This is a genomic window from Tumidithrix elongata BACA0141, from assembly GCF_036349135.1.
Classification (GTDB): Bacteria; Cyanobacteriota; Cyanobacteriia; order Pseudanabaenales; family Pseudanabaenaceae; genus Tumidithrix; species Tumidithrix elongata.
Map to the genome: position 1 here is coordinate 18,856 of NZ_JAZBJZ010000046.1, position 19,183 is coordinate 38,038.

At 45.6% G+C, this 19,183-nt stretch carries 18 protein-coding genes; 12 read left to right on the forward strand and 6 right to left on the reverse strand.

Translation table 11 applies throughout. The features are described 5' to 3' along the window. Positions 1-28 precede the first annotated feature (28 nt). A complete protein-coding gene (locus tag V2H45_RS12685) occupies positions 29-598 on the reverse strand; it encodes a hypothetical protein (RefSeq protein ID WP_330484029.1) in 570 nt (189 codons plus the stop codon). A gap of 332 nt (positions 599-930) precedes the next feature. Between V2H45_RS12685 and V2H45_RS12690 the strand changes: the two genes are divergently transcribed. From V2H45_RS12690 to V2H45_RS12700, 3 genes are all read left to right on the forward strand, one after another. Continuing rightward, entirely contained in the window at positions 931-2,763 is a 1,833-nt protein-coding gene (locus V2H45_RS12690) for an NAD(P)H-quinone oxidoreductase subunit F (protein WP_330484030.1), read from the forward strand. Positions 2,764-2,790: 27 nt separating this feature from the next. Further along, a complete protein-coding gene (locus V2H45_RS12695; protein WP_330484031.1) occupies positions 2,791-4,314 on the forward strand; it encodes an NADH-quinone oxidoreductase subunit M in 1,524 nt (507 codons plus the stop codon). Positions 4,315-4,419: 105 nt separating this feature from the next. After that, on the forward strand, positions 4,420-5,718 hold the full coding sequence (locus tag V2H45_RS12700; protein ID WP_330484032.1) for a CO2 hydration protein: 1,299 nt from the start codon (positions 4,420-4,422) through the stop codon (positions 5,716-5,718). Positions 5,719-5,959: 241 nt separating this feature from the next. Here the strand turns inward: V2H45_RS12700 and V2H45_RS12705 are convergent, their stop codons facing one another. After that, positions 5,960-6,346, reverse strand: a complete 387-nt coding sequence (locus V2H45_RS12705) for a hypothetical protein (protein ID WP_330484033.1) — start codon at positions 6,344-6,346, stop codon at positions 5,960-5,962. A gap of 265 nt (positions 6,347-6,611) precedes the next feature. On the opposite strand from V2H45_RS12705, the gene V2H45_RS12710 reads away from it, so the two are divergent. The 9 genes from V2H45_RS12710 to fabG all read left to right on the forward strand — a co-directional run bounded on the left by V2H45_RS12710 (position 6,612) and on the right by fabG (position 14,901). Further along, positions 6,612-7,121: a pyroglutamyl-peptidase I family protein gene (locus V2H45_RS12710; protein WP_330484034.1), complete on the forward strand. Its 510-nt coding sequence runs from the start codon at positions 6,612-6,614 to the stop codon at positions 7,119-7,121. Between the two features lie 497 nt (positions 7,122-7,618). Then, positions 7,619-9,007 carry a nicotinate phosphoribosyltransferase gene (locus V2H45_RS12715; protein ID WP_330484035.1) on the forward strand — a complete coding sequence of 463 codons (1,389 nt, stop codon included), beginning with the start codon at positions 7,619-7,621 and terminating at the stop codon, positions 9,005-9,007. A gap of 194 nt (positions 9,008-9,201) precedes the next feature. Beyond that, positions 9,202-9,816, forward strand: coding sequence for a nicotinate-nucleotide adenylyltransferase (locus V2H45_RS12720; protein WP_330484036.1), 615 nt, complete (start codon positions 9,202-9,204; stop codon positions 9,814-9,816). After that, positions 9,756-10,478 (forward strand): NUDIX hydrolase, encoded by a 723-nt coding sequence (locus V2H45_RS12725; RefSeq protein ID WP_330484037.1) that lies wholly within the window; start codon positions 9,756-9,758, stop codon positions 10,476-10,478. Before V2H45_RS12720 ends, V2H45_RS12725 begins: the two co-directional genes overlap by 61 nt. Positions 10,479-10,480: 2 nt before the next feature. Further along, positions 10,481-10,651: a hypothetical protein gene (locus V2H45_RS12730; protein ID WP_330484038.1), complete on the forward strand. Its 171-nt coding sequence runs from the start codon at positions 10,481-10,483 to the stop codon at positions 10,649-10,651. A 15-nt stretch (positions 10,652-10,666) separates the two neighbouring features. Then, positions 10,667-11,284: a hypothetical protein gene (locus V2H45_RS12735; RefSeq protein WP_330484039.1), complete on the forward strand. Its 618-nt coding sequence runs from the start codon at positions 10,667-10,669 to the stop codon at positions 11,282-11,284. A 155-nt stretch (positions 11,285-11,439) separates the two neighbouring features. Further along, entirely contained in the window at positions 11,440-12,228 is a 789-nt protein-coding gene (locus V2H45_RS12740) for an NYN domain-containing protein (protein ID WP_408648777.1), read from the forward strand. Between the two features lie 7 nt (positions 12,229-12,235). Beyond that, positions 12,236-14,029: an NAD+ synthase gene (locus tag V2H45_RS12745; protein ID WP_330484041.1), complete on the forward strand. Its 1,794-nt coding sequence runs from the start codon at positions 12,236-12,238 to the stop codon at positions 14,027-14,029. 128 nt (positions 14,030-14,157) lie between these two features. Continuing rightward, a complete protein-coding gene (fabG, locus tag V2H45_RS12750; protein WP_330484042.1) occupies positions 14,158-14,901 on the forward strand; it encodes a 3-oxoacyl-[acyl-carrier-protein] reductase in 744 nt (247 codons plus the stop codon). On the opposite strand, the gene V2H45_RS12755 is transcribed toward fabG, so the two are convergent. The 4 genes from V2H45_RS12755 to V2H45_RS12770 form a co-directional block, all read right to left on the reverse strand. Continuing rightward, positions 14,898-16,031, reverse strand: a complete 1,134-nt coding sequence (locus V2H45_RS12755) for a class I SAM-dependent methyltransferase (protein WP_330484043.1) — start codon at positions 16,029-16,031, stop codon at positions 14,898-14,900. The genes fabG and V2H45_RS12755 overlap by 4 nt on opposite strands. 207 nt (positions 16,032-16,238) lie before the next feature. Beyond that, a complete protein-coding gene (locus V2H45_RS12760) occupies positions 16,239-16,838 on the reverse strand; it encodes a Uma2 family endonuclease (RefSeq protein WP_330484044.1) in 600 nt (199 codons plus the stop codon). Between the two features lie 46 nt (positions 16,839-16,884). Beyond that, the gene (locus V2H45_RS12765; protein ID WP_330484045.1) at positions 16,885-17,769 is read right to left on the reverse strand and encodes an acyl-CoA desaturase; all 885 of its coding nucleotides are present in this window, start codon (positions 17,767-17,769) and stop codon (positions 16,885-16,887) included. 184 nt (positions 17,770-17,953) lie between these two features. Beyond that, a complete protein-coding gene (locus V2H45_RS12770) occupies positions 17,954-18,826 on the reverse strand; it encodes a pentapeptide repeat-containing protein (protein WP_330484046.1) in 873 nt (290 codons plus the stop codon). Positions 18,827-19,183: the final 357 nt, after the last annotated feature.

Sequence of the window (19,183 nt, forward strand, 5' to 3'; positions counted from 1 at the left end):
CTGAACCTACGGATTCTCTTCGTCACCCTCAAAATCTGGGGGGAACTTTTAAGCCAAAGTACTCCTCTATGGCGCCATTAAAGCTTGCATCACCTAAAGGCCAGGTATCCCCAAGAATATATTGCCGATTATCCCAAATCGATCGCAGTTCCTTTTCCTTCGCAAGAAATTCTTCCTCAGGCAATAGCTCAAGATGTTCGCCATATTTAACCATTTCTCTTGCCCTTGCAAAATTTTCCTCTGAAAAAATAGCCGCATCTTCCCATGCCTCTTTTTCTCCTTCTACCCATCCCCAGGTCGATTGACAACCGTCCGTACACCAACACAGTTTTCGCAGGATGATGCCTGCTTTGGAATGTTCGTAGTCGAGTTGATCGTTTCTGGTATCGACACCAATAAAAATCGCTTCCCCAAATTGCTCGGAGATCTCTTGCGTAAAGTAGGTTCCTGGCTCAAACATGCCATCCTCATAGTCATCGCCAAAATTGCAGACAGCCCATTTTGACTCAGGAAAAATATCCACTCGCCAAAACCTCTCTTTTAGCTTGCTTTCAGGTTCTTGGGTTTTAATAAAATAGGCATTAAAGAATACACTCATATTCGCTTTCTCCTCTTCAACTAGGCATATTGCAGTGGATCTAACTGGTTGTTGTTTGAGCTGACAAGCTAAAAACGCTCCTCGTAGGGAGGCATCTTTAAGTCTATCGAACTATTGAAACAGGCGATGGCCTCTCTAAAACTCCTCGCTATGCCTATAGAACGTCCATGCCATAACCCTTTCAAGCATGAGGATGAGGAAGAAAATTCTGTGAAATTAATCATAGACAAAAGTCTATAATCTCCATCAGAAAAATCGATTGCAATCTATGATCTTTCTCGATATCATAGGTTCAACTGTATAGATACTATTGATTAAATACTTTTAAACCTATGAGCCAAATTCTCTTTGAGAGTTCTTGGTTAATTCCATGCTATGCATTGATTGGCGCGATCGCCTCAGTAATTTGGTTTCCAGCCATCACCAGACTGACGGGACCGCGTCCTTCGGGATATGTGAATGCGATTATGACGCTCTTAGCCTTTCTACATGGCGCGATCGCACTTCAAGCAAGTTGGAATCAACCACCACTGGAGTTGTCGTTTCAGTGGCTGCAAGTTGCAGGGCTGAACCTCACCTGTCCCATTAATATTTCCTCTTTAACCATCGGCGCAACGGTTTTAATTACTGGATTAAATCTTTTGGCTCAAGTGTACGCGATCGGTTATATGGAGATGGACTGGGGCTGGGCGAGATTCTTTGCGCTACTGGCTCTGTTTGAAGCAGGCATGTGCGCGCTCGTTCTCTGCGATTCTCTATTTTTTGCCTATATTATTCTAGAAATCCTGACCTTAGGAACCTATTTACTGGTGGGCTTGTGGTTCAACCAGTCCCTGGTAGTTACGGGAGCGAGGGATGCTTTTTTAACCAAGCGGGTCGGAGATTTGGTTTTACTGATGGGTGTTGTGGCACTACTTCCGATCGCAGGCACATGGGACTTCCCTGAGTTAGCAGTCTGGGCAAAGAATACGAATATCGATCCCAATGTAATTACCTTAGTGAGTTTGGCTTTGATTGCTGGCCCCATGGGCAAATGCGCTCAATTCCCTCTGCATCTTTGGCTCGATGAAGCGATGGAAGCTCCTATCCCCAGCACAATTTTAAGAAGCTCAGTGGTGGTTCCTACGGGAGCATGGATATTGATTAAGGTTGAACCAGTTTTATCGCTTTCACCCACAGCCATGACGGCGGCGATCGTTGTAGGCTCGATTACAGCTTTGGGTGGCGCTTTGATTGCCATGGCTCAGATCGATACCAAACGCGCCCTTTCCTATTCCGTTAGTAGTTACATGGGCTTGGTATTTATCGCCGTAGGAACGCATCAAGTTGAAGCCGCTCTCCTCTTAGTGCTGGTCTATGCGGTGGCGATCGCACTGCTCTATATGTCAGTGGGGACGGTGATCTGGAATAGCATCACGCAGGATCTGACCCAAATGGGTGGTCTATGGTCGCGTCGTCCCATGGGAGGCTTGGCATTCCTCACGGGTGCGGCAGGATTGGTGGCTTTACCGCCTCTAGGTGGATTTTGGGCATTGCTAAAACTCTGCAACGGTCTGTGGGCTGAGTATCCTTGGTTGGTGGTCTTTGTCCTCGTCGTAAATGGAATTACGGCTTTCAGTTTGACTAGGGTGTTTTGTCTGATCTTTGGTGGCAAGGCGAAGGAGATGGCGCAGCGATCGCCTGAGGTGCATTGGTCGATTATCGTACCGATGGTGACGCTACTGGGATTTGTTTTACATTTACCCCTAATTTTGCAATCTCTCAATCTATTGCCAATCTGGGCAGATTTGAACAGAGATATGGCTTTGCTCTTAACTTGGTCGACAATTTTAAGTGCTGGCATCAGTGGTGTAATTTACCTAGGGAATTCTGTTCCCAAGCCCGTGCAGTTCCCAATTAAATGGCTGCAAGACTTACTGGCAAATGATTTTTATACACCTAAGATCTACCGTCAAACCATTATCTTCACGGTCGCACTAATTTCCCAAATTGCCTATTGGATCGATAAATACATTTTTGACAGTCTAGGAAATCTGTTTGGTCTCCTGACAATCATGAGTGGAGAGGCGCTCAGGTATAGCACTTTTGGTCAATTACAGGCCTATATATTTACCGTGATTATTGGGATTGCCGCAATTATTTTATTTAGTTTTAACAGCTTCTAATCACAATAATTAACTCAATAACCAACTATGCTTAGTCTCCTGGTTTGGCTTCCTTTATTTGGAGCGATATTGATAGGGCTTTATCCCAAGTTCACTGCTGCACGTACTGCTGCCTTGGCGATCGCCTCTGTAACCCTTGCAATCAATTTATTTCTGTTCTTTAAGTTCGATCCTACGGTTTCGGGCTTACAAATGGAAGAATATTTGCCTTGGATCGAGCAGATTGGCTTGAGCTATCGCCTTGGGGTCGATGGGATTTCCCTGCCCCTCTTGGCACTGAATAGCTTTTTATCTTGGATTGTCATTTATAGCAGTAAGCCGAATATCGAGCGATCGCAGCTTTATTATTCCTTAATCCTAGTCGTATCGAGCGTTGTAGCTGGCGCATTTGTAGCGCAAAACCTCTTACTGTTTATCCTCTTTTATGAGGTGGAGTTAATTCCTCTCTATCTGATGATTGCGATTTGGGGTGGCGAAAAGCGTACCTATGCCGCCATGAAGTTTCTAATTTTCACGGCAATTTCTGGGATTCTGATTTTGCTAGGATTCTTTGGTTTAGCTTGGGTAAGCGGTTCGGGTAGTTTTGATTACAATGCCAATCTGCAAGCGATCGCCTCTATCCCTCTGCCAACACAGGTGATTCTCCTGACAATTTTGGTGGTGGGGTTTGGCATCAAAACGCCTCTAGTCCCCCTTCATACTTGGCTCCCTGATGTTTATGTAGAATCTTCTCCCTCGGTGGCGATCCTACTGGGTGGGGTTCTCGCAAAGTTAGGAACCTATGGATTGGTACGCTTTGGTTTGCAATTAATGCCCGATGCTTGGGCTGAGTTGTCTCCAACTTTAGGAATCATTGGCACAGTTAGCGTTCTCTATGGGGCTTTAACCGCGATCGCCCAGAAAGATATTAAGCGCATGGTTGCCTATAGTTCTATCGGGCATATGGGCTACGTGCTGGTTGCCTGTGCCGCAGGTACAAAGTTGAGCTTAATTGGTGGTGTCGGTCAGATGGTCAGTCACGGCTTGATCTTGGCAATTCTCTTCTATTTGGTGGGTGTGATTGAGGAAAAAGTTGGCACGAGAGATCTAGATGCCTTGAATGGATTACTCAATCCGATTCGCGGACTGCCCTTAACCAGTACGTTATTGATTGTCGGTGGTATGGCAAGCGCAGGTATTCCCGGTCTCGTGGGCTTTGTTGCCGAATTTTTGGTTTTCCAAGGTAGCTTTAGCGTCTTCCCCATCCTGACCCTGCTTTGTATTATTGCCAGCGGTCTGACAGCGGTTTACTTTGTGATTTTGCTAAATCGCACCTGTTTCGGCAAGTTAGACAATGCTACTGCCTACTATCCCAAGGTGACTCGAATGGAACATACACCCGCTCTAATTTTGATCGCTTTGATCTTCTTTCTAGGCATTCAACCAAGCTGGTTGCTTCGTTGGAGCGAACCTACAACCAATTCTCTTGTGGCTAGTTTGGTAGATTCCGTACATCAAGCCAGCGATCGCCAAATTGCTCTGCAAAGCCCAAATCTCGTAGCTCCAAATTAAGATTTCTACAGAAATCTTGTTCCCTCCCCTTACAAGGGGGAGGGGCAGGGAGGGGTAATTCCTAACTGCCGCTTACCAACCTATTTAAACTATTTAAAATCAACTATGACAACTGCAACTTTAGAAATTAAAAAGCCTGTATTACCTCCTTCTCAGCATGAATTTGCCGAAATAATTCACCGTTTAGAAGCGGGTGGAGCGATGCTTCCCGATACTCCTGAAAATCTAATGCAGATTATCGGATTATACAAAGCATATGCCGTACCTATGGACTTCTACTGGCGCGATTTGCTCTACATCGCCGAGCAGGTATTTCTCGATCCTCTGCCATTCTTTAAATACTTCATACCCAAAGAGTACTTAGATCGGCAAAATCACTATGCAGGGGATGAAGCTGACTTGAGAATCTGGCGCGGCATAGGCTCTGCCCATCCCGAACTGCTTGCATTTATGGAAAAAGGCGAGACCATGAAAATGCCAAAGATCTTTCATCATCTCTGGCACGATCGCATCAATATGGAGTTTGCCGAAGAATGCATGCGGGCAATGCTGTGGCATCGTGGTATGGGCGGCAATTTCGATCCTTATTTAGATTCTGAAGAATATAAAGCGAACGCTGATAAAGCGATTCGGGCATATTTCAAATTTAATCCCATGATGATGAGTCTCTATAAACTTTTCCCCGATATGTTTTTAGAGCAAGTCCGTCAAATGTCCTACTACGCAAATCTCGGACTGTTTTGGGAAATCATGGCTCCTGTGTTTTTTGAGATGAGCGACCTCTATGATGAGGGCAAAATTGCCAGTGTCCCCGATGCGATGAATTTTTTGGTGAATGGGATCTTTGCGATCGCGGGTCGCCCCATCTATCACGAAGTGACAATTCGCGGTGAAGTCTATGAGATTATCCCCAAATCCAAGGGCTTTACTTGGTTGTACGAAGCGGCTTTACCCTATGTGGAAGCAGTGTTTTATCGCACCTCACCATTTAGAGGTACAAAATCTTACAACGCTCAAACTCACCAAGTTCCTCAAGATCAAAAAGATTTCCATTTTGGCATTCTCTATGCGGATGTGTTTCCAGTCGGTACGGCTGGCATTCCCCCAACTTTGTTGATGCAAGATATGTTACATTTCCTGCCTCCCTATTTGGTGGAATACTATTCCAAACACTGTCGTGGTGAGGATGACATGCTGATTCAGCTAGGAATTAGTTTCCAGCGATCGATGTATTGCGTAACCTCGGCGGTAATTCAAGCATTGCGAGCGGCTTTGCTCTATCCCCTAGACGATCCCAATCCCAAACACCTAGAGGCAAATCGCGCCTTCTTTGAAGCTCAACTAAATCGCTTTAAACGCCCAGAGGCACGCCTGCGAAACATCCAAAGCCAAGATTACCGCTGATTTAAGCTTGATATCTCTTGCGCAGCATGGAATTTTCTATGCTGCGTTTTCTATTGCCACTGAAAACACAGCAGTATACTGCCAATTCTCCACAAAGCATTGGATAGCGATCGCTACTTGGTTTCGCGAACTTTGGCATGAGAACCTGGCCAAGTGTCGTATTGTGGTAAATCGTCCGCGATCGCATACCAAGGCGACTTTGAGCTAACGAAAATGTGACCCTCGGGTTCGTTATTAGGAATTAATTAATTTTTTTGGGTTCGGTTGCCTCTAGAGAAGGAATATTGACTTCAATGCGATCGCCCTTGGCAAGATATGGCAAATTCACCAGTGCTTCGATCACCTTGATCAAGCGACTGGCATTTTCTGACTGCTGCTCGATATGACTAAATCTACGATTGGTTCTTTCTTCTAGATCGGCTAAATTATTGCCAAATGTAGACAGTTCCTGCTTAAAGCTTGTTAGAGATTTCGTGATTTCACCGCCAAACCGATCCTGATTAATTAAAAGCTGTAACATTAAAGCAGCCAAATCTGCCACTTGGTCTACGATGCAATCTACCTTAGCCTCTAATTTTTCAATATCCTTAACTTTCTTTGCCATAATCTGGATTTTGGGGTTTGGCATAAATCAGTAGATTGCTCTACCCAAGTGTTACCGCATTTGTAGCACTCCAAATCTAGCTTTGCGGTGTTGGTAGGCACATCGAAAGTTAAACTCTCGTAAAGCTTAGGTTAGCAGTACTGTATATCGTGATAGCTTCTTGATTTCACCATGTATTCTAGGAAGCCAAAGCGCTGAATTCTGAGGGTAACTTCAACTTCTCAAGGTCATATCGGGCTAAGCGAAGTTAAAACACAGGAATTTGAAGATCGGGAATTATCTTGAAGAGATGACAAAAAAAGTTTTACTTACCTCGTTCGCCACATGGGAAGCGCACCAAGTATCCAATTCTTCAGACGATCTATTGGGAATTGTCGCACAGAGGGGTTTGCTAAGCGATCGCATGCATCTCGCCAGACAACTACCCGTCGATTTTGAGTTAGCGCCATCCCAAGCGATCGCAACGATCCAACAATTCAAGCCTGATGTAGTGATTTGTTGCGGCATGGCAGAGATGCGAAAAGTGCTGACCGTTGAGTTAAACGCTTGGAGTCAAGAGGTCACGCATCAAACCAAGGTCAACCTCCAAAAACTACTGACAGGCTTAACGATAACTGAAATCAGCGAAGATGCGGGGCGTTATGTCTGTAACGCTCTCTATCACTGCTTGCTCGACTATTTTCACCGCCATCGTTTGGATATTGCCTGCATTTTTGTCCATGTGCCAATTTTGACACCCGCGAATACAGAAGCGATCGCGCAAGATTTCCTCACAATTTTACACAGATTAAAAAATTAAGCTAAAGAAATTATATTTAAAATAACTATAAATGACCGCGGTTCAGGATAAGTAAATCTAAAATCCTCGATCTAGCTGTCGATTCTTCCTATCTCTGTATAATCCCAAATCCGTCTGGATAAATCCTATTTATCTAGGTAATCAGGGCAGGCACTGGGGCCCTGCCCCTACGAAAATTCGGTAGGGGCGATAGATGACATGCAATCACCCAGATCCCTTATACAGCATATGTTTTGTTCCAAAAGCTTTATCCCGAATTCACGCTAAATAACTCTCATTTAGCTCTGGGGAATGGATCGCAAGACTGTAGGGGCAATCCCCTTGTGGTTGCCCTGTAGGATCTTTGGTGACCACAGGAATAAACCTGTATAGGGTGTTCCGTTGGTTGAGGATCTCTATATTACTTTTTGAATATATTTTAAAATCCAATAATATATTGCTTGCAATTTAGGTCTTTTTGACTATAATTATTGTATGCGATCTACCCACATAAAGTTATGGCAGTTGCAACCTCTTTACTCTCTTTAAATCCTGAGAATCCCATAGAAAATCCTATAGAAGATCGGGAACTCACTGTCTCACCTGAAGATTACAGCTTGCTCACCGATCTTTATCAGTTGACGATGGCGACTTGCTACGTTGGTGAAGGCTTAGAGCAGCGTCGCGCTAGCTTTGAGTTATTCGTGCGCCGCTTGCCAGAGGGATTTGGTTATCTGGTGGCAATGGGACTGGCTCAAGTGGTGGACTATCTGCAAAAGTTCCATTTCACACCGTCACAAATTGCCGCACTCAAGGCAACGGGAATCTTCGATCGCGCCAATGAAAAATTCTGGGATCTACTCTTAGAGGCAAAATTCACAGGAGATGTCTGGGCAGTCCCTGAGGGAACAGTTTTATTCGCCCACGAACCCTTTCTGCGCATCGAAGCACCGCTATGGCAGGCACAACTGATCGAAACCTATCTCTTAAATACGATCAACTATCAAACCCTGATTGCCACGAAAGCTGCACGCATGAGGGATGTGGCGGGAGATAACGTCAGCTTGATGGAATTTGGAACCAGACGCGCCTTTAGTCCGCAAGCTTCGCTCTGGGCGGCAAGGGCAGCCTTAGCCGCAGGGATGGATTATACTTCTAACGTTCTGGCTGCTTTGAAATTGGGTAGAAAGCCCACAGGAACGATGGCACATGCTCTAGTGATGGCACTGAGCGCTTTGGAAGGAAGCGAAGCCCTCGCATTTTCTGCTTTTCACCGCTACTTTCCCCATAGTCCTTTACTGATCGATACTTTTGATGCTTCTCAAGCTGCGCGTAACTTAGCCGCACTGGTCAATGTTGGCGAGATGGAGCTCAAAGGTGTTCGTTTAGATTCTGGCGATTTGGTTAAACTCTCTCAAGAAGTGCGATCGCTTTTACCCGATGTCTCAATTTTTGCCAGTGGCGATATCGATGAAGCCGAAATTGTGCGATTGCAGACTGCGGGAGCAACGATAGACGGCTATGGTATAGGTACAAAACTGGTTACAGGAGAACCCGTGAATGGCGTATACAAACTCGTAGAAATCGATGGGAAGCCCGTTAGCAAAAAATCGAGTGGAAAACAAACCTACGCAGGACGCAAACAAGTGTTCCGAACCTATCAAGCTGCACAAATCCTAAGCGATCGCCTTGGGTTAGCCGACGAGTCCCCCCTTGCCGACGAGCAACCCCTTTTAGAACAAGTAATGCAGGAGGGCAATTTGCTTAAGCCCCCTGAAAGTCTTGCCGCGATAGCCAAACGCACCCGCAATTCCGTGACGGCTCTACCTGCGATCGCCCGTCAAATTAAGCAACCCACTCCCATTCCAGTGGAGATTTCAGAAAAGGTAATCGCGATGGTCTCTTAAAGCTATGTTTGAGAATTTTTTATTCCCTGCCTTGTCTAAATATTTCATCGATCCGAGCGGTTTCGATCCCCCTGTCCTTCGGGCATCCCCCTTAATAAGGGGGATTTCCAGATTCTCCCCCCTTATTAAGGGGGGCTGGGGGGGATCGAAACCTTGAAACGAAGCAACAAGACCATTACCAATTACCAACACCTATGAACATCGCCCTTTTCGGTACGAGTGCCGATCCCCCTACCCGTTCTCACTTAACCATTTTGAAATGGTTGGCGCAAAACTACGATCTCTGTGCGGTCTGGGTTTCTGACAATCCATTTAAATTACACCAAGCCAGTTTAGCGCAACGGATTGCCATGATGGATCTGACGGTTCGAGCCGCTTCGGAATATCCCAACCTACAGTTACATCCTGAAATTAGCAGCCCGCGATCGCTCGTTACGGTAAATTTGGCAAAAGAGATCTGGCAGGGGGCAGACTTTACCCTAATTGTGGGGGCTGACTTGGTAAGACAGCTCCCCACTTGGTATCATGCCCATGAGTTACTCTCGCAGGTCAAGCTATTGGTGATGCCGCGTCAGGGATGCGCGATCGCTGAGTCTGACCTTGAGGAATTACGATGTATGGGGGCTAAGGCCGCGATCGCCGATCTACATATTCCCAATGTTTCCTCAACCGCGTATCGTAACAATGGCGATCGTTCGGTAATAATACCTTCAGTTGCAGCATATATACATCAGGAGCACCTGTACGAATGTCAGGAAGTAAACCCCGCTACCCACTGGCAGACTTTAAAGTCGGAGTCGATAACGTAATCTTTTCGGTAGATACCGATCAAAACCGACTATTGGTGTTGTTGGTGATGCGCCAGCAAGAACCCTATCGAGATTGTTGGTGTTTGCCCGGTACGCTCGTGCGTCAAGGCGAGTCGCTAGAAGATGCGGCGTATCGGATTTTGGCGGAAAAAATTCGGGTCAAAAATCTCTATCTGGAACAGCTTTATACCTTTGGTGAGGTCGGTCGCGATCCGCGAGAAGCCCCCAATAGTTACGGCACGCGCTATCTATCGGTGAGTTATTTTGCCCTCGTGCGATTTCCAGAGGCAGAGCTAATTGCCGATCGCGTCAGTGGCATCGCGTGGTATCCGCTCAAACAAGTGCCTCAGCTAGCCTTCGATCACAATCGCATTTTAGAATACGGCCATCGTCGCCTCTGCAACAAATTGGAATACAGCCCCGTTGCTTTTGACGTTTTACCTGAGTCCTTTACGCTCAGCGATCTCTATCAACTCTACGCCACGGTGTTAGGCGAAAATTTCTCCGATTATTCCAACTTCCGCACCAAGTTACTCAAACTAGGTTTTCTCAGCGATACGGGTGAGAAGGTGTCAAAAGGTGCAGGTCGCCCCGCCAGCCTCTACCGCTTCGATGCCGAAGCCTTTGCACCATTCAAAAATAAACCCCTCGTATTCATTTAATTATGAGTTATCGCAATACGCTTATTAATACGTGGAAGTCAGCAGCATACTACCAATTGTTTGTTGTTGTAATTGTTCTACTTGTATTGTGGAAACTAGGATGGCAATCGGCGATCGCAGGGTTTGTTACAGCAGAAATTCTCCATCTAATGTGGTGGATTGATTTAAAGTAAAGATTGTTGAATGGATTGCCAGAGCAATTTCAATACGCACGTTCTAGCCCTCAAGAGTTTCCTGCGCTCGATCTTAAAGAATGGAATCATTATGCAGAGATGTTAGGAACCATGGGATTTGAACAAATTATTGATTTTAGGATTGAATCAACAGTGGGAATTGCTAGATTGTTTTCTGATTCAAAAAATCACGTATTTGCAGAAGTGTTTAAGGTTTTCTCTCCTAACAACGAGCCAATACCAATCGCATGTTCTTTCCATAGCAGCTTTAGTGATGGCTGGACACTTTCCTCTACGACCCTTAAGCCAAATGGACTCTCTTATATGTGGTGTAGCCCTGTAAGTTTATCTACTTATCACTCAGAAATTGAAATTCCCAATCTGTTGCAAACTCATCTTTTGCGACGGCAGCAGATTGCAGATGACTTAGGACTGAGCATCCTTACGGATATTTCTTGGGAAGCTTACTGTACCAAGATGAATGCGTCTTGTCTTGCACGTCGAGAGACCCTCAAACGCAAGAATATCGTATTCGCTTTGATCGAAGCCACCCTATTTGAACTCAATCCTAAATACGAATGGTTGGGTGACTATCCCAAATTGGCGGCTAAACGGAAGGCAAGAGGTTTGTAACGATTACGCAATCCCCCCTATGGAACGAGCAATAAATATTATCAGGTATTGTAGGATGTGTTAGGCGCTAGCTGTAACGCATCAGTCCTAGACAAATGCCCAAGCAGTCGGATTTATTTAGTACGCGATCGCATTTTTCAGAAAGAAAGGACTTTATGGAAAACAGAACTCAATTTCGCTCCGATCGCCTTGCCGTCTTAATTGATGCCGATAACGCCAGCGCTAAATTGATCGAGCCTCTGCTCAAAGAAATTGCCAAATATGGAACTGCCCATGTCAAACGCATCTATGGGGATTGGACGAGCACCCAACTGAATAGTTGGAAAGACAAGTTAAATAAATTTGCGATTCAACCGATGCAGCAATTCCGCTATTCCGTTGGCAAAAACTCTACGGATAGTGCGCTGATTATCGATGCCATGGACTTGCTTTACACGCAGAACTTCGATGGATTTTGTATAATCTCTAGTGATAGTGACTTTACGCGGCTAGCGAGTCGAATTCGAGAGTCTGGGTTAATTGTTTATGGCTTTGGCGAAAAGAAAACCCCTGAAGCCTTTGTGAGTGGGTGTGACAAATTTATCTATACCGAGATTCTCGAACAAGCAGAAGACTCCTCAGCGACCAACTCAACCGAGAGTGTATTTGCCGAAAAAGATGGCTTACCTGTAGTTCCCACCGCCAATGCGATCGAGATTACAGATGACAAAAAGTTAAAAATCAATAAAAAGCTTATAAAATTGCTTACAGATGCCTATGATGCAGTTGCAGAAGAAGATGGATGGGCAAATTTAGGGCCTTTTGGGGGGCAGCTCACGAAGTTATCTCCCTCTTTTGACTCGAGAAACTACGGATACAAAAAACTGAGCGAGCTAGTTCGTGCTGTTGGAGTTTTTGAAATTAAAGGCACAAAAAGTCAATTGCTAATCAATATAAAAGAATAATCCCGTTATGAAAATCGCACTGGCACAACTAAATCCCATCATTGGGGACTTACATGGAAATGCAGCTAATATCCTCGCGGCAGCGCAAGCTGCGGTTGGTCAGGGCGCAAATCTACTGATTACCCCAGAGTTATCTCTATGTGGTTATCCTCCCCGCGATCTGTTGATGGATCGTAACTTTGTCAAAGACATGGCGATCGCCCTAGAACAACTAGCGCAATTACTGCCCTCAACCATCGCGGTTTTGGTTGGCACGGTAGAGTTTAATACCAGCGCCCATCATGCAGGGGGAAAGCCGCTGTTTAACAGCGCTGCCCTTCTGCATCACGGTAAGGTTCAAGAGGTATTTCACAAGCGACTTTTGCCCACCTACGATGTCTTTGATGAAGATCGCTACTTTGAGCCGGGCGCAAGCAGCAACTTTTTTACGCTGCAGATTCATGCGATCGCGCCAGAAGCATCCGTTGCCAACTATGCCTTACGCATTGGTGTGACCATCTGCGAAGACATTTGGAATGACGAACGATTTTGGGGCAGGCGTAGCTATGCCGATAATCCTGTCGCCGACCTAGCAGAGCAGGAAGTCGATTTGTTATTAAATCTTTCCGCTTCTCCCTATGCTGTGGGTAAACAAAAGCTTAGAGAAGCGATGTTAAAACATAGTGCGATCGCCCATAAATTACCGCTGATCTATGTCAATCAGGTCGGCGCGAATGACGATCTGATTTTTGACGGTAGCAGCCTTGCCCTCAATGCCAAAGGTGAATGCGTTGCCAATGCCAGAGCTTTCGATACCGATCTCGTCACCGTCGAGTTTGATATCGCCACCATGGATCTAGTTCCTTCTGAGTCTTTTGGAAATGGTTTAACAAATTCTCTGAGTCCAGAAAGTTCCTTCTCGTCACCTTTCATTGCACCTCCCAAATGCGAAGATGAAGAAATCTGGGAGGCTTTAGTCCTAGGTGTCCGCGATTACGTGTATAAATGTGGCTTTAAAAAAGTCGTGATCGGTTTAAGTGGAGGCATTGACTCAGCCCTAGTTGCGGCGATCGCTACCGCCGCGATCGGCAAAGAGAATGTTTTGGGCGTTCTCATGCCTTCCCCCTATAGTTCCGATCATTCCATTACTGATGCCTTAGAACTCGCTCAAAATCTAGGCATTGAAACTCATACGATTCCGATTCAAGCGATGATGTCTGCCTTCGATCGCAGTCTTGCAGATCTATTTGAGGGAACAGACAACGGCATTGCCGAAGAGAACCTGCAATCTCGGATCAGGGGCAGTTTGCTCATGGCGATCGCGAACAAATTTGGTCATCTCTTGCTCTCGACTGGAAACAAATCGGAAATGTCGGTCGGTTACTGCACGCTCTATGGTGACATGAATGGCGGGTTGGCTGCGATCGCCGATGTACCCAAAACGCGCGTCTATTCTATTTGCGAATGGCTCAACCTCCGCAGCCAAGAATTAGAAGACAATTCTTATCACGTTCCGATCATCCCCGTCCATATTCTCACCAAACCGCCGAGCGCAGAACTGAAACCCGATCAGGTCGACCAAGATTCCCTGCCCCCCTATGACATCTTGGATGATATCCTCAAGCGCCTGGTCAGCGATCGCGATTCCATTGCCGATATTATTGCCGCAGGTCACGAGCCTGCTACTGTAGAGCGCGTTGCCCAACTCTTGAGACGGGCAGAGTTTAAACGTCGCCAAGCTGCCCCCGGCCTAAAAATCACCGATCGAGCCTTCGGATCGGGCTGGCGCATGCCGATCGCCAGTAAAATTTCTACGCCGTAAAGCATTTGAGGTGATTGCTTAAAAGAAATATACCAACACTGTTGGCTGATCCTAGAAATAAGAATGTAGGCTACTTGCGGTGTAAGCTAAGTGATTGGAGTCTAATCATTTAACATGTAATTTTAAGTATGGGACACTTAGCAGAAAAAGTAGCTATAGTAACTGGTGCGTCTAGAGGAATTGGGAGAGCGATCGCCTTGGCTTTGGCATCAGAAGGAGCAAAGGTGGTGGTCAATTATGCTAGCTCTAGTGGTGCGGCCGAGACCTTGGTGCAGGAAATTTTGGCATTGGGGGGCGAAGCGATCGCGGTCGCTGCGGATGTGTCCCAGTCCGATCAAGTGGATAGTTTGATCAAAGCTGCAACTGATCAATGGGGAAGGGTCGATATCCTCGTCAACAACGCAGGCATCACCAAAGACACCCTACTACTGCGAATGAAGCTAGAAGACTGGCAATCTGTAATTAATCTCAACCTCACAGGAGTATTTCTCTGTACGCGGGCGATCGCCAAACTGATGCTCAAGCAAAAGTCTGGGCGCATTATCAATATTGCCTCAGTGGCAGGTCAGATGGGCAATCCCGGACAAGCCAACTACAGCGCTGCCAAAGCAGGCGTAATTGGCTTTACCAAAACCGTCGCCAAAGAACTCGCAAGTCGGGGCATCACGGTCAATGCCGTTGCCCCCGGATTTATCACCACCGATATGACGGCTGGACTAGAGGCAGAGGCAATTTTGAACTACATTCCCCTTGGTCGCTATGGCACGCCCGAAGAAATTGCAGGTATGGTGCGTTTCCTAGCGGCAGATCCTGCGGCAGCATATATCACCGGGCAAGTGTTTAATGTTGACGGTGGCATGGTCATGGCTTAAGCGTGCACCATGAGATATTGACCGTTCCCATTATATTCGCCATCGCAAGTCGCAAAAATTGTGCCTAGCAACAGTAAATAAAAGCGCCAGATTCGACGGAATTTGGCGTAGTCCATGCCATAGTCCAGAGATTTGACCAGCTCTTGAGAAGCATCAAATCTCTGCAACCAGTCTGTGAGGGTTTTGTGGTAATTGATGCCATTCATATACCATCTCTGAACGGTTTTAAGATCGCAGTTATGATTGGGAATCGCATCGTGGTTCCAATAGCGACCGTGAGGGAAGATATACTTGTGCGTGAAGCCAGAGGACATATGATTGGGCATGCGAACCGTGATGATATGAATCAACACCTTGCCGTCAGCTTTTAAGAAGGATGCCAGTTTCTGAAAAGCATTGGTCAAATTCCCCACATGACAAAAGACACCAATGGAAAGGATTTTATCGAATTTTTCGTCAAAATGGGCTTCGTTTAAGTCACCTTCATGCAATGTGAAGCGACCCGAACTCAAGTAGCTGTCAGGATCTTGCATTTTACGACGCATATACTCGCATTGTTCGTGGCTCAAGTTCAGTCCCGTAAATCTTACGTTCGGGAACTTGGAGAGAATGTAGTTGGGTACGCAGCCCCAACCACAACCAAAATCCAAAATATTATCTCCATCCTCAATGCCCAATCGCTCGATCACCTGATCGAGCATATGCATCTGCGATTCTTCGAGATTGGTCGCGCCATTTTCCCAGAACCCAGTGCTGTATTTGGGATAGATTACTTTCCAATCTCCCAACATTTGATTGAGCATGGCTTGTGGTCGGTCGTATTGCACCTGCATCAGTTCGCGCGAACTTTCAGCGATGCGATCGGTCTCCTGTAATACCCACTCATAGGGAGCAAGCAACCCTGGACAATGTTTAAACAAGACAGGCAGGGAAGTATCGATCGCGGCTCGAAACACAGAGTCTGGAACTTCTAATCCATGGATATAGGCTTCTGCCAATGCCATTTGCGTAGCATTCACAACACTAGCCATTGCCCGGGTCGCTTTGTAGGCGATCGGACTTTTGAGATTCATATCTCCCATCACAGGAATATGTTTTTGAATGTCTGGAAATATGCTCGTAGAGACCATTTGAGTTTCCCTCAGTGAATGGACGGCAAAACCTTTGATTTTAAATATAGTCTAGATACTCATCAAGTCTTAAACACTTAGGATCTTTTAACGAAGATCCCATTATGACAAGATATTCTACGAGCGGGTTAAGGGAATATCGCAATCCTATGCAATTTGCATGTAGGTGCAATTCATGGATTGTACCTACGATTCTGATGGCTATATTTACCAGAGTGAGGATAAGTTCAATACAAAATTAGGCAGTACATCCTCTCCACTTAAAGATTCAGGAGATTCTAGGATTTCCACTTCTTGTCCAAATCGGTAGATCTCAACGATGCGATTTTGAGGATCGATCAGCCAGCCTAATCGCACGCCATTCTCTTGGTATTCTCTCATTTTGGCTTGAAGATCGGATAAGCGATCGCTTTCCGAACGCAACTCGATCGCAAAATCGGGAGCGAGAGGTGGAAATTTCTTGCGCTGTTCCACAGTTAAAGCCTCCCAGCGATCGAGTTTAACCCAAGCAACATCGGGCGATCGCTGACTGCCGTTAGGTAACTTAAAAATCGTCGAGGAACTAAAAACTTCACCTAACTGTGTATCTTCATTCCAGGTAAAAACTCTCGCATTCAATCTCGCTTCCTCTTTCCCACTTTCGCCACCCACTGGAGCCATAACCACCAATACCCCTGCTGCTGTTAGTTCTAATTTCTTTTCAGGATTCTGCATGCACAGCAGATAGAATTGCTCGTCAGTCAGCTTAACGGTACTAAAATCTAGTAATAAGGGTTCCGAGAGCGAAGTTTCTACAGAGATAGTCATAAAACCTCCGAAAGCTTGCAGGCATTCGTTTTTTTATTCTTTGATTTTATTTTAGCATCCCCATCGATTCTGTTTGATTCCTCGCACTAGCCAACAGATCTAACTCAGAAGGCGTTCTTAACTTGGATGCTAGTCCCAGAAACTCCAGCATTTTGATGAAGCCGAAAGTTGGATCTAGAAGATAGACAACCTCCCCATCTCGAATGGTAATACCATGCCGAGATGATGACTGAAAAGCATGATGCAGATTGTGCCAGCCTTCACCCAAGGTCAGAAACGTGACGAACCCACTATTTCTACTGAAATCGTCGGTTACGAAGGGGCGATCGCCAAAGAGATGACTGAGGGAGTTGACCGTAGCAACACCGTGAAACAGGAGAGTCGTGCTCAGAAAAAACGCACCGAGATATTCCATGCCCCCAATGAAGTAAGAGATGGCACCGAGCGCAAGCATGGGAATGAAATGCAATCGATCCACGATCTTTAAAACGCGATCGCTCTCAACATCCATCGGCAGTTTGGCTGGGAAAAACTGCGGTACGAATAGCCAACCCGCTTGAGACCACCAAAATCCTTTGAGTCCTTGGAAAGGAATGTGTGGAGAATGGGGATCTGGTTCTCGATCTGAGTGTTGATGGTGGTTCATGTGGTGCGCTTTCCACCAACTCGGCCCCATTTGCCCTGCCGAAGCCGCCACGATACAACCAATCCACAAAACGAGCGATGGCGCTTGATAGCTCTTGTGCGTTAGTAAGCGATGGTAAATGCCTGTCGTTGCAAGCATGCGGATGAGGTACAAACCTACTAACCATGCGACAGCACCCCACGATAATCCCGTTGCGATCGCGAGTAGAGACCCAAAATGACTGACTACGATCAGTGTAGGCCCGAGGATATAAGAAATAATTGTGAGAAGAGCGTACTGCTTCATTGGGTTTTTATCGTCCTTACGTTTCAGCATGCAAACAAAACCCGAACGGTACGTTAATTTTAAAAAACTACCCGCGAGCATTTAACATCCTACCAAGTTGCGACAGAGGGTAAGAGCGATTTTCATCATGTCACCAGCAACTAGGATCTGTCTTCTCGGCTGTGTCTACAGTCAACTGTTCAGTTTAAGCGTTTTCAAAGATTGCGCCTCTATCGATTAAATCTTGCTTTAGTAGCTCAGAGATACCTGAATTAGACCTAAAAATTGTGTTTTGAACGAAGGCTCCACTGAGTTTTGCTCCTACAAGATTGGCAAAACTGAGATTGGCAAAACTGAGATTAACTTCCTTGAGGTTGGCTCCCTTGAGGTAGGCTCCACTGAGATTTGTTCCAGTAAAATTGGATCTATGGAGATAGGCTACACTCAGGTCGGCGCCACTGAGGTTAGCACTACTAAGGTTAGCACCACTGAGGTTGGCTATACCAAGGTCTGCACCACTGAGATTGGCTATACTAAGGTCTGCTTCCCTAAGGTCAGATCCATAGAGATTGGCTTCGCTCAGATTGGCTCCTTTGAGATTAGCTCCTTTGAAATTAGCTCCTTTGAGATAGGCTTTACTAAGGTTAGCTGCGCTGAGATTAGCTCCTTTGAGTTTAGCCCCTTCAAGATAGGCTAGGCTGAGATTAGAGCCAGTGAGATTAGAAAAACTAAGATTGGCTTCTCTTAGGTCTGAACCACTGAGATTGGCTTCTCTCAGGTCTGAACCACTAAGATTAGAGCCAGTGAGATTAGAGCCACTGAGGTCAGCTTCTCTGAGGTCAGCGATGCTGAGAGTGGCTAAACTGAGATTAGCTTCTCTGAGGTCAGCCACACTGAGGGTTGCAAAGCTGAGGTTTGCAAAACTGAGGTTTGCACCACTTAACTTTGCACCACTAACATTGGCAAACCTAAAGTCAACTTGGCTGAGGTCTGCACCTATTAAGGTAAAAAGTTCTCCATTTTTACCATTGGTCTCTAACCATACTCTATGTTGTTCTAACTTGTGTGCAGTATCCATTAGCAAATATCCTCCCCCGTTTTAGCGAGATTCCGCCAATTTTTATATCCGTATTAGTAAACTTAAGTCTAGAACTAGCTTGGATCTGAATCCTAACTATATTCCTACCTATATAACCTATATATTGTGAAGCTAAATCGCTATAAATATAAAATTTAACTACTAAAACAATTAAACTAAAACTATTAAGTTTAATGACCCACCCTAACTTAAGCTTAATTATAAGGCATTGAACTCTTGGCAAGTCATAAATATTTCTATACATTACTCTTTTCTATCCAAAAACTGCTAAATCACCCAAGCTAAGAGAGTGTTTGAGAAGTTAAGCAAGACGTTTTAGGAGGATTTGAATCATCC